Origin of the sequence: Streptomyces sp. NPDC058326, from assembly GCF_042879855.1 — a bacterium.
Taxonomy (GTDB): Bacteria; Actinomycetota; Actinomycetes; order Streptomycetales; family Streptomycetaceae; genus Streptomyces.
This window is the reverse complement of sequence record NZ_JBHVZO010000004.1, coordinates 510,834-524,642: the sequence shown is the minus strand read 5'-3', so window position 1 is coordinate 524,642 and position 13,809 is coordinate 510,834. Positions and strand designations below refer to the sequence as shown.

Here is a 13,809-nt window from a genome sequence, read left to right as displayed (position 1 = left end):
CCGGATCCGTCCGGTCTAGCCGGTGATGTCGCCGTAGCCCTCGATGTCGCGCGGGTCCCGCTTGCCGGGGCCCGTGTAGCGGGCGGACGGGCGGACCAGGCGGCCGGTGCGCTTCTGCTCCAGGATGTGCGCCGACCAGCCGGCCGTACGGGCGCAGCTGAACATCGACGTGAACATGTGCGCCGGGACCTCGGCGAAGTCGAGGACGATGGCCGCCCAGAACTCGACGTTCGTCGCCAGGATCCGGTCGGGCCTGCGGTTGTGCAGCTCGTCGAGCGCGGCCTTCTCCAGGGCGGCGGCCACCTCGTAGCGCGGGGCGTCGAGCTCCTTGGCGGTGCGGCGCAGCACGCGCGCGCGGGGGTCCTCGGCGCGGTAGACGCGGTGGCCGAAGCCCATCAGGCGCTCGCCCTTGTCGAGGGCCTGCTTGACGTACGCGGTGGCGTCGCCGGTGCGCTCGATCTCCTCGATCATGCCGAGGACGCGGGAGGGCGCGCCGCCGTGCAGCGGACCGGACATCGCGCCGACGGCGCCGGAGAGCGCGGCGGCCACGTCGGCACCGGTGGAGGCGATCACGCGCGCGGTGAACGTGGACGCGTTCATGCCGTGCTCGGCGGCGGAGGTCCAGTAGGCGTCGACGGCCTTGACGTGCTTCGGGTCGGGCTCGCCGCGCCAGCGGATCATGAAGCGCTCGACGACGGACTGGGCCTTGTCGATCTCGCTCTGGGGGACCATCGGGAGGCCCTGGCCGCGGGCGGACTGGGCGACGTACGAGAGGGCCATGACGGCGGCGCGGGCGAGGTCGTCGCGGGCCTGCTCGGCGGAGATGTCGAGGAGCGGTTTGAGGCCCCACACGGGCGCGAGCATGGCGAGCGCGGACTGGACGTCGACGCGGATGTCGCCGGAGTGCACCGGGATGGGGAACGGCTCGGCGGCGGGGAGTCCGGGGTTGAAGGCGCCGTCGACGAGCAGGCCCCAGACGTTGCCGAACGAGACCTGACCGACGAGGTCCTCGATGTCGACGCCGCGGTAGCGGAGGGCGCCGCCTTCCTTGTCGGGTTCGGCGATCTCCGTCTCGAACGCGACGACTCCCTCGAGGCCGGGTACGAACTCGGACATCAGGCGGCTCCTCTATCGATGATCGATCAACAGGGTGGTGGTCGATGGTGGGGATTCAACAGTCGTCCAGCCCAAGAGTCTGTACGGTTCCGATGATGCGGGGAAGCGTGACATCCGGCACACTGCGCCGATCCGGCGAGTGAGGGTTGACGGCACGGGGTGCCGGGCAGAATGAGGCGCTGCGGCAGGATGGGCCTCGTGACCGACGCACTGGATCCCGCCGACATGCGCGAGCAGTACCGCACCACCGAGCTGTCGCCGGCCGACCTCGCCCCCGAACCGATCGCCCAGTTCACCCGCTGGTTCAAGGAGACCGCCGAGAACCCGGCGATCCACGAGCCGAACGCGATGATCGTCTCCACGGCCACCCCCGACGGCCGCCCCTCCTCCCGCACGGTGCTCCTGAAGCACTACGACCGGGCCGGCTTCGTCTTCTTCACCAACTACGGCTCCCGCAAAGGCGCGGAGATGGCGGCCAACCCGTACGTCTCGCTGCTCTTCCCCTGGCACCCGCTGGCCCGCCAGGTCATCGTCACCGGCCGCGCCGGGCGCGTCGGACGCGACGAGACGGTCGCCTACTTCCGCACCCGCCCGCACGGCTCCCAGCTGGGCGCCTGGGCGAGCACCCAGTCCTCGGTGATCGAGTCCCGCGCGGAACTCCTCGCCCGGTACGGGGAACTCGCCGCCCGCTACCCCGAGAACACCCAGGTCCCGGTCCCGCCGGAGTGGGGCGGCATCCGGGTCGTCCCGGACGCGGTCGAGTTCTGGCAGGGGCACGAGAACCGCCTCCACGACCGGCTGCGGTACGTCCGCGAGGACGGCCCCGACGGCGCGGCGGGCGAGACCTGGCGGGTGGAGCGCCTGGCGCCCTGACCGGCGCACATGCCTCTGGCGTACCCACTCCCGTGCCCGTACCGGAATGCGTTTCCGCGGTGCAACGATTTCGGTGAACCTGATGTGCTCTGCGTCACGTTCCAGTTGAATGGCCGCAGCATGGGGGGTGCCGGAATGAGTGCTTTCACGGGGTCCGCGAGCGAGACCGCATCCGTTTCCGGGGCGGGGGCCGATCTGCTGGCCGCGCTGCTCGACGGGATGGACGCGGCGCTCTGCGCCTTCGACGCCGACGGGACGATCACGCACTGGAACCGTGAGGCCGAGCGGATCCTCGGCTGGTCCGCGGGAGAGGCCGTCGGGCGGCACGGCTTCGAGGGGTGGGCCGCGCGCAGCGCGGACGCCGAGGAGGCCCTGCGCCGGGTGATGGGGGCCATGAAGGGCCCCGGGCGGCAGGTCCACGAGCTGGCGCTGCTCCGCAAGGACGGCGGCCGGGTGCTCGTACGGAGCCAGGCCGCCGGGGTGCGCGGCGCGGACGGCAGGCCGGCGGGGGTGTACTGCGCGTTCAGCGAGGTCCACGTCCAGCTCGACCTGGAACGTTCGGTGGCCCTCAGCGAGGCCCTCTTCGAGGACGCGTCCTGGGGGGTCGTCCTCGTCGACGCCGATCTCCGCCCGGCCATGGTCAACGGCCACGCGGCCCGCGCCTTCGGTACGGGGCGTACGTCCCTGCTCGGGCGCCCGCTCGGCGACGTCGTCGTCCAGGGCGCGGAGGAGCTGGAGGGTGCGCTCCAGCACGTCCTCGCGGAGGGCTCGGCGCCCGCGCCCGCGGAGGTGTGGGTGACGCTCAGGACGTCGGCGGGGGAGCGGCGCAGGTGCTGGCGCAGCGGTTTCCTGCGCCTGTCGTCGCCGATGGCGGAGGAGCCGGTGCCGCTGGGTGTGGCCTGGCTGTTCCAGGACGTGACGGAGGAGCGGCTCGCGGCGCGCGGCGCGGACCGGCTGCGGTTCCGCTGGAGTCAGCTGCACCGCGCGGGCGCGGCGGCGGCGGAGTGCGAGGACCCGGCGGAGGCGGCGACCGTGCTGCTCGACTTCGCCCTGGCCGGGTTCGCCGACCACGCCCTGGTCGACCGGGTCGCGGGCGAGCGGCGCCTGACCCGGGCCCTGGCCACTCCGGCGGGCGCCCCGAGCCCCGCCTCGCCGGTCGTGGGCGGCGGCATCCCGCTGCGGTACGGCCCGAGGCATCCGGCGCTCCAGGCCTGGGACCGTCTCGGCACGGTACGGGCGAGCGCGGGCCGGACCGCCGAGGTGTGGGCGGAGGCCCACCAGTGGCCGGGGGACGCGGCGCACGCGGTCTGCGTGGTGCTGCGTTCCCGTGGCCGGACCCTCGGCGTCCTGACCTTCCTGCGGGCCGCCTGCCGCGCGCCCTTCGAGCGCGAGGACGTGGTCTTCGCGGAGGCGGTGGCGTCGAGGGTGGCGGCGACGCTGGACCTGGGGGACCGGCCGGGGGCGCGGTGAAGGAGGTGCGGGGGCGTTCAGTGCCGGTAGAAGATCCGGTCGGCGTACTCCGTCATCACGCGGCCGTTCCACTCGTGTCCGCCGTCGACGTTCCCCGAGCGCAGCAGTGGCGGCTCGATGCCCCGCCGGACGAGGTCCTCGGCGGCGGCGGCCATCGTGGCCTGCATGAGGGCGCTGGTGACGACGGTGGAGGCGGGGGCGAAGGGGGCCTCGATGCCGTCGTGGGTGAGTTCGGCGTCCCCGACGGCGATGCGCGAGTCGAGGACGATGTCGCAGTGGTCCTTGAGGTACGTCCCGGAGACGTGCCGGGACTTGGTCTCCGTCGCGTACGCCACGGAGGTGACGCCGATGACGGTGAGGCCGAGCGCGCGGGCGTTCATCGCCATCTCCACGGGCAGGGCGTTGCGTCCGGAGAGCGAGATGATGATCAGGACGTCCCCCGCTGTGGCGGGGGAGGAGTCCAGGACCGCTCCGGCGAGGCCGTCCACGCGTTCGAGGGCGGAGCCGAGCGTCGCCGGCATGACGTCGACGCCGACGACGCCGGGGACGACGAGCAGGTTCATCAGGGCGAGGCCGCCGGCCCGGTAGACGACGTCCTGGGCGGCGAGGGAGGAGTGGCCGGCGCCGAAGGCGAAGAGCCGGTTGCCGTGGGCCACGGCCTCGGCGATCGCGGCTCCGGCGGCGGCGATCTCCTCGGAGTCCCCGTCGCGGACCTCCTTGAGCAGACCGATCGCGGCGTCGAAGAACTGTCCGGCCAGCTTGCTCTCGCCCATGGCGTGGCTCCCTCTCGTCGTGGTCGCCGATCACGGTGCGGTCTGGACCATTGCTCTGTCAATACCGCCTTTCGGTCGTGCGGCCCGGTTGTCCGCCCGATGCGTCAGAATTGGTGGAGGGCCAGCGCACGACTCATCGAGGGGCACGTATGTCCGGACTGATCGACACAACGGAGATGTATCTCCGCACCATCCTCGAGCTTGAGGAGGAAGGCGTGGTCCCCATGCGCGCCCGGATCGCCGAGCGGCTCGACCAGAGCGGCCCGACGGTGAGCCAGACGGTGGCCCGGATGGAGCGCGACGGTCTGGTGGCCGTCGCCAGCGACCGGCACCTGGAGCTCACGGACGAGGGCCGCCGCCTCGCCACCCGCGTCATGCGCAAGCACCGCCTCGCGGAGTGTCTGCTCGTCGACGTGATCGGCCTGGAGTGGGAGCAGGTGCACGCCGAGGCCTGCCGCTGGGAGCACGTGATGAGCGAGGCCGTGGAGCGGCGGGTCCTGGAGCTGCTGCGCCACCCGACGGAGTCGCCGTACGGCAATCCGATCCCGGGCCTTGAGGAGCTGGGCGAGAAGGCGGAGGCGGAGGCCTTCCTCGACGACTCGATGGTGTCGCTCGCGGAGCTGGACGCGAGCGGCGGCAAGACGGTGGTCGTGCGCCGGATCGGCGAGCCGATCCAGACGGACGCCCAGCTGATGTACACGCTGCGGAGGGCGGGCGTGCAGCCCGGTTCCGTGGTGTCGGTGACGGAGTCGCCGGGCGGTGTCCTGGTGGGCAGCAGCGGCGAGGCGGCGGAGCTGGACGCGGAGGTCGCGGCGCACGTGTTCGTCGCGAAGCGCTGACGGACGTGCGCTGAGGCGGTTACGGAGCATGGGACGAGGGGCGCCCCGCCGGTCGGCGGGGCGCCCCTCGTCCGGTTCACCGGGTCAGATGCAGGGGGCGACGTCCACCAGACGTGGCCGGCGTGGGCCGCGAGGACGGCCGCGCCGCCCGAACGGCTCGCGGAACGGTCTCGATTCCGCGTCAACCTCCCGCCGTGCGCCCCGCTTTACGCCGGAATGGCCCCGCGCGCGCCCTTGTCGTGCCACGCTGAGTGGAGCGGTGCGGTGCCGGGGAGGGGTGGGGCCATGCGACGGACGGATTCCGTACGCCGGATGCCGCTCGCCCCGGTGGGCGGAGCGGCCCTGACGGCTGAGGGCCCCGGCGCCCTGGGGCGCCGGGGCCTGTCCTCCCCTGTTCCGACCTGGAGCCCCGAGCTCTCAAGGTCGTTCCCTTCGGACCGGTTTCCCCGAGCGGTCCGCCTCCCGTTGAAGATCTCCCCTCGGCAGTGGCTGTCAATCCTTGAGCCCTGTCACTCGAACGAGGGGTGTTGCGTGGCAGGAGCGCATTTTCGAATGCGAGTTCGATAGTCTGGCGGGGTCAGACGGGAAACAGAGGGGGTGCCAGGGATGGCGCGACGACTCGACGTCACCGGGGCCGACGGCGTACGCCTGGCGGCCTGGGACTTCACGCCCGGACCAGGGACGACGACCGCCCCGCGGATCGCCCGCCAGGCGACCCCCGGCGCGGCCCCCGGCCCGGTGCCGGGGCCCGTCCGGCAGCCCGCCGTGCCCCAGCCGGCAAGGCAGACCGCCGCCCCAGCGGCCGGACCGTACGCGGCCTCGCAGGGACCCGGCCCCGCCCCCCTCACGGATCTGCGCGCCCCCGCCCCCGTCGCCGTACCGGCCACCGCCCCCGGCGTCTTACTCCTCCACGGTCTGATGGGGCACGCCGGCCACTGGGCCCCCGCCGCGCGCCGGCTCACCGGCGGGCACCGCGTCATCGCCCTCGACCAGCGCGGCCACGGCGCGAGCGAGAAGCCGGCCGGGGGCCCCTTCACCCGCGAGGCGTACGTGGCGGACGCCGCCGCAGCCGTCGAGCAGCTCGGCCTGGGCCCTGTCACCCTCGTCGGCCACTCGATGGGCGCCCTCACGGCCTGGCAGCTCGCCGCCGACCGCCCCGACCTCGTCCGGGCCCTCGTCATCTGCGACATGCGGGCCTCGGCCCTCGGCGCCGCCTCGCAGCGCGCCTGGCAGGACTGGTTCCGGAGCTGGCCCGCCCCCTTCCCGTCCCTCGACGCCGTCCGCCGCTGGTTCGGCGAGGAGGACGCGTGGGCGGAGCGCCCCAACCCGGCCAGGGGCGCCTTCTTCGCCGAGGTCATGGCCGCGCACCCCGACGGCTGGCGCCCGGTCTTCGACCCGGCGCAGATGCTGACCTCTCGCGCGACCTGGGTGCACGACGCCCACTGGGACTCGCTGGCCCAGGTCCGCTGCCCGACCCTCGTCGTCCGGGGCCTGGACGGCGAGCTGGGCCGCGCCGAAGCCCAGGAGATGGTCCGCGTCCTGCCCCACGGGGCGTACGCGGAGATCCCCGACGCGGGCCACCTCCTCCATTACGAGCACCCGGAGGCCTGGGCGGAGATCGTGGAGCCGTTCCTGAACGGCGTCCTCACGCCGTAGACCGTGGAGCCCCTTCCCGAGCGGCGTCCTTACGCCCCTGACCAGGCATTCCGGGGCGCGCACGGCCCCTCGTGTCGGAGGCGGCCGTGCCACCGGATACCGTCTCCTACTCGCGGCGCGTCCGAGGTCTTCTCCGCGCCGCCTCAAGGAGGACATGCATGCGCACATCCATGCTGCGGCGCCTGGCCACGGTGGCCACGGCGCTGGGGCTCACGTCGGCCGGGTTTCTCGGTGCGGGCGCGGCGCCCGCACAGGCCGCGATCGCCGACTGCCCGGCGGGCTACTTCTGTGCCTGGAAGACCGACAACGGCACCGGCACCATGTACAAGACCACCGTGAACGCGGCGACGCTCGGGACGTGGGACAACACGTTCCGCTCGGTCGTCAACCGCACGAACAAGTTCGCCTGCCTCTACGACGGCGCGAACTACGCCGACGACGCCGGTGCCGTCGTGATCGACCCGAACCCGTCGGGCTCGGAGTGGGGCGGCCCCGGCAGCAACTCGATCAGCTCGCTGAAGCTCGTGCCCACCGAGCGCGAGTGCGTCCTGCCCGCGTACCCGGAGTGGCACGCCTCGACCGCCACCAAGGCGGCGGGCTTCGGCGACCTCAACGCCGACAAGAAGTCGGACGTCCTCGCCCGCGACAAGGCAGGCCGTCTCTGGTTCCTGGCCGGCGACGGCACGGGCAAGCTCGTCGGCGCCGGCGGCTGGAACGTCATGAACGCCCTCACCCGGCACGGCGACTTCACGGGCGACACCCGCGAGGACGTCATCGCCCGTGAGACGGCCACCGGCAAGCTGTGGCTGTACCCGGGCACGGGTACGGGCGCCCTGGGCACCCGCAAGCTCATCGGCTCGGGCGGCTGGAACGCCATGGACAAGCTCACCGCCTTCGGTGACCTGACCGCCGACGGCCGCTCGGACCTGCTCGCCATCGAGAAGGCCACGGGCAAGCTGTGGCTGTACCCGGGCACCTCGGCGGGCACCCTGGGCGCGCGCAAGCTGCTGGGCGCGGGTGGCTGGAACGCCATGAACACGCTGGTCGGCACCGGTGACCTGAACGGCGACAGCCGGGCCGACCTGGTCGCCCGCGAGGGCTCCACGGGCAAGCTCTGGTTCTACCCGGGCACCGCCACCGGCACCCTCGGCGCCCGCGTGCTGATCGGCTCCGGCGGCTGGAACGTCATGGCCTCCTTCCTCGCGGTCGGCGACTACAACGCCGACGGCCGCAACGACCTGGCGACGGTGACCAACGGCAGCTACTCCTCCGCCGAGTGCGAGGGCGACGGCTGCCTGGTGCTCTACACGGGCAAGGGCACGGGCGCGTTCAACGCGGGCGTGCCGGAGGACGGCAACTGGTGGGGCCTGAACGGCACCTTCTGATCGTTCTGCCGTGAAGCAGTGAAGCAGTGAAGCGGAGGCCTCCATCCCGGTACGCCGGGGTGGAGGCCTCCGTCGTCAGAGGCCCGCAACGACCTGCTCGCCGCCCTCGGCCTCCCTCGGCCTCCCCCGCCCCCTTGACCTCCCTCGCTCCCTCGGCCTCCCCCGCCCCTGGCCCGTCCGCGTCCCGCCCCCGTCCCAGCGGACGGGGTATCCGCCCAGGTCAGGCCGCTGAGAACGTCCCACCATCCCACGGGGACGGTGTTCGTTGCGGCGGTTCGGTACGTCCTGCCAGCGTCGTCCTCGTCCGACACGGGCAACGCACCGAACGAAGGGAAAGCACATGCGACCGAGCGTTCTGACGAGGGCCATCGTCAGTGCCACCGCCGTCGCCGGCCTGGCGGCGGGAACCCTCGCGACGGCGGGCACCGGCTTCGCGGCAGCCCCGCAGGCGCCTCAGCAGGCGGTGAGCGCGGAGGCCTTCGGCACGCTCGCGACGAACAACCTGGGTCTGACCAGCGACCAGGCCAAGGGCATCCAGCGCTGGCTGGCCATGGACTGGGACTACGAGGGATCCATCGACGGTCTTCTCGGCACCAACAGCTGGAAGGCGATCCAGCGTTACCTGGCGAAGCGCTGGGACTACAACGACTCGATCGACGGGATCCCCGGCCCCAACACGATCAAGGCGCTGCAGCGCTTCCTGAAGGAGCACTCCATCTACGACGGTCCGATCGACGGCATCGCCGGGCCGGGCACCAGGGCCGCGTGGTCGAACTGGGCCAACTACATCGGCTGAGCAGGACCGGCCGACCGAACGAACGAAGGAAAGCAGGGGGAAAGTATGCGATCCATGACGAGGCCGATCGTCAGCGCCACCGCCGTGATCGGGCTGGCGCTCGGGACCCTCGCGGGGGCCGGTACGAGCTTCGCGGCGTCCGCTCCGGCGGCCGAGGCGCCGGCGGTGAGCGCCGGGTCCTTCGGCGCGCTCGCCACGTACAACTTCGGCCTGAGCAGCGCGCAGGCCAAGAACGTCCAGCGCTGGCTGGCCCCGCGCTACGACTACGAGGGACCCATCGACGGGCTCCTCGGCAGCAACAGCTGGAAGGCGATGCAGCGCTTCCTGGCGGCGCACTGGAACTACACCGACCCGATCGACGGGATCCCCGGCCCCGACACGACCAAGGCGCTGCAGAAGTTCCTGGCGGCGGCCTTCGGTTACGACGGTCCGATCGACGGCGTCGCGGGCACGGGCACCAGGGCTGCGTTCGCGCAGTTCGCCGACGCCCTCGGCTGACCCGGACCGAACCAACGAACGAAGGGGGAAGTATGCGATCCATGACGAGGTCGATCGTCAGCACCACCGCCGTGATCGGGCTGGCGCTCGGGACCCTGGCGGGTGCGGGCACCAGCTTCGCGGCATCCGAACCGGCTGCCCAGCCGGCCGTGAGCGCTGAGGCCTTCGGCACGCTCGCGACGAACAACCTGGGCCTCACCAGCGCGCAGGCCAAGAACGTCCAGCGCGTACTGGCCGACGTCTGGGGCTACGAGGGATCCATCGACGGCCTTCTCGGCACCAACAGCTGGAAGGCGATGCAGCGCTTCCTCGCGAAGCACTGGAACTACACCGACCCGATCGACGGGATCCCCGGCCCCGACACGATCAGGGCACTGCAGAAGTTCCTGGCGGCGGCCTTCGACTACAACGGTCCGATCGACGGCATCGCGGGCACGGGCACCAGGGCGGCGTTCGCCAGGTTCGCCGACGCCCTCGACTGACCCGCGCCTCACGCACGCACGAACGAGCGAACGAACGAAGGGAAGAGAACGCATGCGACCGAGCGTCATGACGAGGTCGATCGTCAGCGCCACCGCCGTGGTCGGGCTGGCGATCGGCACCCTCGCGGGTGCGGGCACCAGCTTCGCGGCATCCGAACCGGCTGCCCAGCCGGCCGTGAGCGCCGGGGCCTTCGGCACGCTCGCGACGAACAACCTCGGCCTGGACAGCGCGCGGGCCAAGCAGCTCCAGCGCTGGCTGGACCTGCACTACGACTACAAGGGAAACATCGACGGCCTCCTTGGTACCGAAAGCTGGAAGGCGATGCAGCGCCACCTGGAGGCGGCCTGGGACTACAACGACGCGATCGACGGGATCGCCGGTCCCAACACGATCAAGGCGCTGCAGCGCAGCCTGCGGGGCTACGGCTACGACGGTCCGATCGACGGCATCGCAGGACCGGGCACCAGGGCCGCGTTCGCCACGTTCGCCGGCGGCCTCGACGCCTGATCCGTACGCGCCCGCCTCACCTCTTCAGGGGGGAGGTGAGGCGGGCGCGCCCGGCTTCAGGAGCTCGGCTCCGGACTCGGTTCCGGACTCGGCTTCAGGGCCCGCTCGCAGTGGGGCCAGTCGCCGAAGTCGCGCTCGCGGCTCCACAGTTTCCGGGCGGCCTGGATGTTCCACTCGGGATCAAGGGCCTGGCCGGGCGTCCCGCCGAGTTCCGCGAGACGCGCGTCGGAGATCTGGAACAGCCCCCAGTTCCTGGTGCCGTTGGTGTTCGGCAGGATGTGCAGCGGGTCCAGGAAGGACTGGCAGTCCGCGATGGCCACGGCGTCGTCCGGGACCTCCGCGAACACCTCCCGGACGCGCTGCCGGACCCGCTCCGGGGACCAGGTCTCCATCCGTACCGGCGACTCGTAGAGCGCCTTCTTCGTCGGCGCCCCGACGACGCCGTTCGGTACGAGCCCGGTGAGCACCTGGAAAGCCGTCACCCGGCGCAGGGTCTCCGGCCCGAAGGATCCGTCGACGCCGATGCGGGCTCCGTGCTCGCGGAGCCGCAGCTGTACTTCGCGTACGCAGGCGTCGTTCTGGCCCATGCTGACGACGGGCCCGCAGGCGTCCGCGAACAGCGGCCGGGCGTCCGCCGGTCCGTCGTCCTTGGCGGAGGGGGAGAAGGCGGAGACGAGGCCCCAGGCCGTGAGGCAGAGGACGAGGGTGGTGACGGCGGTGATGGCCGTGCGATGCCGCCTGTTCGGCCTTCGTACGGCCGCCTCCTCGTCCGGCGTCTCCTCGCCACCGTCCTCGGGTACGGGGACGGGCGCGGGGACGGGTGTGGGGTCCGGCGCGAGGGCGGCCTCTTCCGCCTTCGCGCTCTCGGGGCCCTCCGAGTTCCGTTCCGTGTCGGCCAGAGCCCAGAGCCGGTGCAGCTCGCGAAGCTCGGTGGGGGTGGCTCCGCAGGAGACGGCGATGCGGTGGGCGGGGCCGTAGTCCGGAGGGACGGAGGCGCCCGTGCAGTAGCGATGCAGGCTGGACCGGCTGATCCCGGTCTTCTGGGCGAGCGTCTCGTAGCTGTAGTCGGCTCTCTTCCGTAACTCGCGCAGCCGGGACGAGAACCGCTCCGCTTCGGTGAATCGTTTCACAATGAACTCCGTTTGCCCCAGTCCACGACGTCGGCGACGCCCGGCCACCAATGTGCCAGAACTGCCGTGGTGAGTCCCGTCGTTGTGGCCGACCTGCATGTTGCCGGGCAACGGCCCGGACATCGGAACGCAAGAGACAGATCCGAGAGACAGGAGACAGAGATGGGACGAAACAAGCTCCGCGAGGCACTCACCCTTACGGGGGTGGCGCTCGCGCTGATGCTCGCGTCGTCGGCGACGACGGCCGGCGCGACCGCGCGCCCTGCCCCGGAAGGGTCAGGGGCGGTCGCCGCGTGCGGATACTCCGACGCACGGCCGACACTCCGGCGCGGTGCGACCGGCGTCGACGTCAAGGAGGCCCAGTGCCGGCTGAACCTGACGATGGAGCCCGGCCATTACCCGCCGCTGGTGGTGGACGGCGACTTCGGCGGAGGGACCGAGGCCAGGGTCGCCCAGTTCCAGTCGTGCGCGGGTCTCGGCAAGGACGGGATCGTCGGCCCGAACACCTGGGCCGCGCTGGCCGACTGGTCGGCCCGGGGCGCCTACTGTGAACCGCCCCGCCCGGCGGGCTACGCCGTCGACGGCGTCGACACCTCCGTGTACCAGCACCCCGGAGGCGCGGCGATCGACTGGAAGGGCCTGCGCGCCGAGGGCGTCGAGTTCGCGACGGTCAAGGCCACGCGGGGCCTCAACGTCACGGACCCGTACCTCGCCACCGACCTGGAAGCGGCCCGCCAGGCGGGCCTCGCGGTCGCCCCGTACCACTTCTACACGGCCGCGACGGCGCCGACCGGGCCGGCGCAGGCGGACCGTTTCATCGCCGCCGTCCGTGCGACCGGCTACACCGGCCACCGCCCCGGTGACCTGCCGCCCGTCCTCGACCTGGAGCGCATGGACGACGGCACCGGCCGCTGCCCGGTCTACGGCTCGGTGGCCGACGTGACGGCGTGGCTGGACAAGGTGGAGACCGCGTTCGGCCGGAAACCGATCATCTACACCCAGAAGTCGTTCGTGGACGACTGTATGGGCTCGACGACGGCCTTCGCCGGGTACGGCCTCCAGCTCGCGGACTACCGCCACTCGATCACCCAGCCGCCGCTGCCGGCGGGCTCGGCGAGCTGGCTGATGTGGCAGTACACGGAGTCCGCGCTGTTCGACGCCATCAAGGCCCCGGTGAACGCGGACGTCTTCAAGGGCACCCAGACGGACCTGAACCGCCTCGCGAACCGCTGAGGTCAGCCGATACGCGCCACGAAGGCGGCCCAGGCGTCGGGGGAGAGCTCCAGGGACGGGATGTCGACGTCCTTGGAGTCCCGGACGTGGACGGAGTGGGGGCAGGCGGCGACCTCGACGCAGTCGCCACCCTGGGGGCCGCTGTAGCTGCTCTTGAACCAGTTGAGGTCGTTGCTCATAGCTTCCGTGCCACCTGTTCGATGAAGTCTGCTGATTCTTCAGGGCTGAGTGCCTGGGCCCGCAGAGAACCGTATCGAGCGAAGGCATCACCCAACTCGGGCTGCTCAGTGAGAAAGTACCTCCCGCTCTGCCCCTCGACATAGACGAGTTGCTCTTTGCGTCCTTCCGTCTCCAGCAGCGTGAACGGGCCGCTCAGCCCTGCATGTGTCTCCCGGTCCTCCGCCATGACCTGGATCTCGACATTGCGGAGACGGGCGACATCGAGGATATGAAGAAGGTTCTCTTTGAGGACCTGCGGTCCGCCGATGGGGCGGGTGAGCGCGATCTTCTCCAGGACGAACCTGATCAGCGTGAAGGGTCTGCGGCGGAACACCGCGTGTCTTGCCATGCGGGTCTCGATCATGGACTCCCGCTCGTCGTCCTCCCAAGGCGGGTTTGCACAGTTGAAGACCGCTCGTGCGTAATCCGGGATCTGTAGCAGTCCGGGGATCAACTGGTTCTCGTACGCGTGGATCCCGGCGGCCTTCGCCTCCGCCTCCAGGTAGTCCTCGAACCAGGCGGCCACCGCGCTGAGCGGTACCTCCTCGGCCACCTCCAGAAGTGCACCTTGTGCACTCAGCATCTGGTCGGCGACGGCGACGAAGTTCCCCTTCGCACGCCGCTCTCCGCGCTCGATCATGGCCACCTGGGACTTGGAATATCCGGTCTCCCGCCCCAGTGCCTCCTGCGAGACGCCCGCCCGTTCCCGGTAGAACCGCAGCAGTCTCCCGAAGGCCTTCGCGGCTCCTGGACCCGCGCTGTTCCCCTTGTTCACAGCCCACCTCCCCGAGTGCACAGTCCTGCACAACCGGACTATGTCCCTGGTCACAG

The 13,809-nt window shown here is 71.6% G+C and carries 15 protein-coding genes; 10 read left to right on the top strand and 5 right to left on the bottom strand.

Translation table 11 applies throughout. The annotated features are described in order from the left end of the window. Positions 1-15: 15 nt before the first annotated feature. The gene (locus ACFVYX_RS11150; RefSeq protein ID WP_389681035.1) at positions 16-1,116 is read right to left on the bottom strand and encodes a citrate synthase 2; all 1,101 of its coding nucleotides are present in this window, start codon (positions 1,114-1,116) and stop codon (positions 16-18) included. A gap of 189 nt (positions 1,117-1,305) precedes the next feature. Between ACFVYX_RS11150 and pdxH the strand changes: the two genes are divergently transcribed. Together pdxH and ACFVYX_RS11140 are read left to right on the top strand one after the other, a co-directional pair. Then, on the top strand, positions 1,306-1,989 hold the full coding sequence (gene pdxH, locus ACFVYX_RS11145; protein WP_389681034.1) for a pyridoxamine 5'-phosphate oxidase: 684 nt from the start codon (positions 1,306-1,308) through the stop codon (positions 1,987-1,989). A gap of 135 nt (positions 1,990-2,124) precedes the next feature. Continuing rightward, on the top strand, positions 2,125-3,459 hold the full coding sequence (locus ACFVYX_RS11140) for a PAS domain-containing protein (RefSeq protein WP_389681033.1): 1,335 nt from the start codon (positions 2,125-2,127) through the stop codon (positions 3,457-3,459). 17 nt (positions 3,460-3,476) lie between these two features. Here the strand turns inward: ACFVYX_RS11140 and ACFVYX_RS11135 are convergent, their stop codons facing one another. Next, positions 3,477-4,232, bottom strand: coding sequence for an SIS domain-containing protein (locus ACFVYX_RS11135; protein ID WP_389681032.1), 756 nt, complete (start codon positions 4,230-4,232; stop codon positions 3,477-3,479). 149 nt (positions 4,233-4,381) lie between these two features. Here ACFVYX_RS11135 and ACFVYX_RS11130 point away from each other — a divergent pair, with 149 nt between their 5' ends. From ACFVYX_RS11130 to ACFVYX_RS11100, 7 genes are all read left to right on the top strand, one after another. After that, positions 4,382-5,071 carry a metal-dependent transcriptional regulator gene (locus tag ACFVYX_RS11130; protein WP_073810447.1) on the top strand — a complete coding sequence of 230 codons (690 nt, stop codon included), beginning with the start codon at positions 4,382-4,384 and terminating at the stop codon, positions 5,069-5,071. A 606-nt stretch (positions 5,072-5,677) separates the two neighbouring features. Then, positions 5,678-6,727, top strand: coding sequence for an alpha/beta fold hydrolase (locus ACFVYX_RS11125; protein ID WP_389681031.1), 1,050 nt, complete (start codon positions 5,678-5,680; stop codon positions 6,725-6,727). A gap of 158 nt (positions 6,728-6,885) precedes the next feature. Next, positions 6,886-8,112: an FG-GAP-like repeat-containing protein gene (locus ACFVYX_RS11120; RefSeq protein ID WP_389681030.1), complete on the top strand. Its 1,227-nt coding sequence runs from the start codon at positions 6,886-6,888 to the stop codon at positions 8,110-8,112. 340 nt (positions 8,113-8,452) lie between these two features. Next, complete coding sequence (locus ACFVYX_RS11115) at positions 8,453-8,908, top strand: peptidoglycan-binding protein (RefSeq protein WP_389681029.1); 456 nt, start codon at positions 8,453-8,455, stop codon at positions 8,906-8,908. 45 nt (positions 8,909-8,953) lie between these two features. Beyond that, entirely contained in the window at positions 8,954-9,406 is a 453-nt protein-coding gene (locus tag ACFVYX_RS11110; protein ID WP_389681028.1) for a peptidoglycan-binding protein, read from the top strand. A 32-nt stretch (positions 9,407-9,438) separates the two neighbouring features. After that, on the top strand, positions 9,439-9,888 hold the full coding sequence (locus ACFVYX_RS11105; RefSeq protein ID WP_389681027.1) for a peptidoglycan-binding domain-containing protein: 450 nt from the start codon (positions 9,439-9,441) through the stop codon (positions 9,886-9,888). A 52-nt stretch (positions 9,889-9,940) separates the two neighbouring features. Next, complete coding sequence (locus ACFVYX_RS11100; RefSeq protein WP_389681026.1) at positions 9,941-10,396, top strand: peptidoglycan-binding protein; 456 nt, start codon at positions 9,941-9,943, stop codon at positions 10,394-10,396. 56 nt (positions 10,397-10,452) lie between these two features. Here ACFVYX_RS11100 and ACFVYX_RS11095 read toward each other — a convergent pair whose 3' ends face one another. After that, a complete protein-coding gene (locus tag ACFVYX_RS11095) occupies positions 10,453-11,526 on the bottom strand; it encodes a helix-turn-helix domain-containing protein (protein ID WP_389681025.1) in 1,074 nt (357 codons plus the stop codon). A 162-nt stretch (positions 11,527-11,688) separates the two neighbouring features. On the opposite strand from ACFVYX_RS11095, the gene ACFVYX_RS11090 reads away from it, so the two are divergent. Continuing rightward, on the top strand, positions 11,689-12,759 hold the full coding sequence (locus tag ACFVYX_RS11090) for a GH25 family lysozyme (protein WP_389681024.1): 1,071 nt from the start codon (positions 11,689-11,691) through the stop codon (positions 12,757-12,759). A gap of 2 nt (positions 12,760-12,761) precedes the next feature. Here ACFVYX_RS11090 and ACFVYX_RS11085 read toward each other — a convergent pair whose 3' ends face one another. Then, on the bottom strand, positions 12,762-12,938 hold the full coding sequence (locus tag ACFVYX_RS11085) for a DUF397 domain-containing protein (RefSeq protein WP_389681023.1): 177 nt from the start codon (positions 12,936-12,938) through the stop codon (positions 12,762-12,764). Then, positions 12,935-13,753 (bottom strand): helix-turn-helix domain-containing protein, encoded by an 819-nt coding sequence (locus ACFVYX_RS11080; RefSeq protein ID WP_389681022.1) that lies wholly within the window; start codon positions 13,751-13,753, stop codon positions 12,935-12,937. The genes ACFVYX_RS11085 and ACFVYX_RS11080 overlap by 4 nt, the downstream gene beginning before the upstream one ends. Between the last annotated feature and the right edge of the window lie 56 nt (positions 13,754-13,809).

What these genes read in the sequence shown, in the direction of transcription:
- ACFVYX_RS11150 (WP_389681035.1), bottom strand. Translation starts at nt 1,116, where the DNA reads ATGTCCGAGTTCGTACCCGGCCTCGAGGGAGTCGTCGCGTTCGAGACG.
- ACFVYX_RS11105 (WP_389681027.1), top strand. Translation starts at nt 9,439, where the DNA reads ATGCGATCCATGACGAGGTCGATCGTCAGCACCACCGCCGTGATCGGG.
- ACFVYX_RS11090 (WP_389681024.1), top strand. Translation starts at nt 11,689, where the DNA reads ATGGGACGAAACAAGCTCCGCGAGGCACTCACCCTTACGGGGGTGGCG.
- ACFVYX_RS11140 (WP_389681033.1), top strand. Translation starts at nt 2,125, where the DNA reads ATGAGTGCTTTCACGGGGTCCGCGAGCGAGACCGCATCCGTTTCCGGG.
- ACFVYX_RS11135 (WP_389681032.1), bottom strand. Translation starts at nt 4,232, where the DNA reads ATGGGCGAGAGCAAGCTGGCCGGACAGTTCTTCGACGCCGCGATCGGT.
- pdxH (WP_389681034.1), top strand. Translation starts at nt 1,306, where the DNA reads ATGGGCCTCGTGACCGACGCACTGGATCCCGCCGACATGCGCGAGCAG.
- ACFVYX_RS11100 (WP_389681026.1), top strand. Translation starts at nt 9,941, where the DNA reads ATGCGACCGAGCGTCATGACGAGGTCGATCGTCAGCGCCACCGCCGTG.
- ACFVYX_RS11085 (WP_389681023.1), bottom strand. Translation starts at nt 12,938, where the DNA reads ATGAGCAACGACCTCAACTGGTTCAAGAGCAGCTACAGCGGCCCCCAG.
- ACFVYX_RS11110 (WP_389681028.1), top strand. Translation starts at nt 8,954, where the DNA reads ATGCGATCCATGACGAGGCCGATCGTCAGCGCCACCGCCGTGATCGGG.
- ACFVYX_RS11130 (WP_073810447.1), top strand. Translation starts at nt 4,382, where the DNA reads ATGTCCGGACTGATCGACACAACGGAGATGTATCTCCGCACCATCCTC.
- ACFVYX_RS11115 (WP_389681029.1), top strand. Translation starts at nt 8,453, where the DNA reads ATGCGACCGAGCGTTCTGACGAGGGCCATCGTCAGTGCCACCGCCGTC.
- ACFVYX_RS11125 (WP_389681031.1), top strand. Translation starts at nt 5,678, where the DNA reads ATGGCGCGACGACTCGACGTCACCGGGGCCGACGGCGTACGCCTGGCG.
- ACFVYX_RS11120 (WP_389681030.1), top strand. Translation starts at nt 6,886, where the DNA reads ATGCGCACATCCATGCTGCGGCGCCTGGCCACGGTGGCCACGGCGCTG.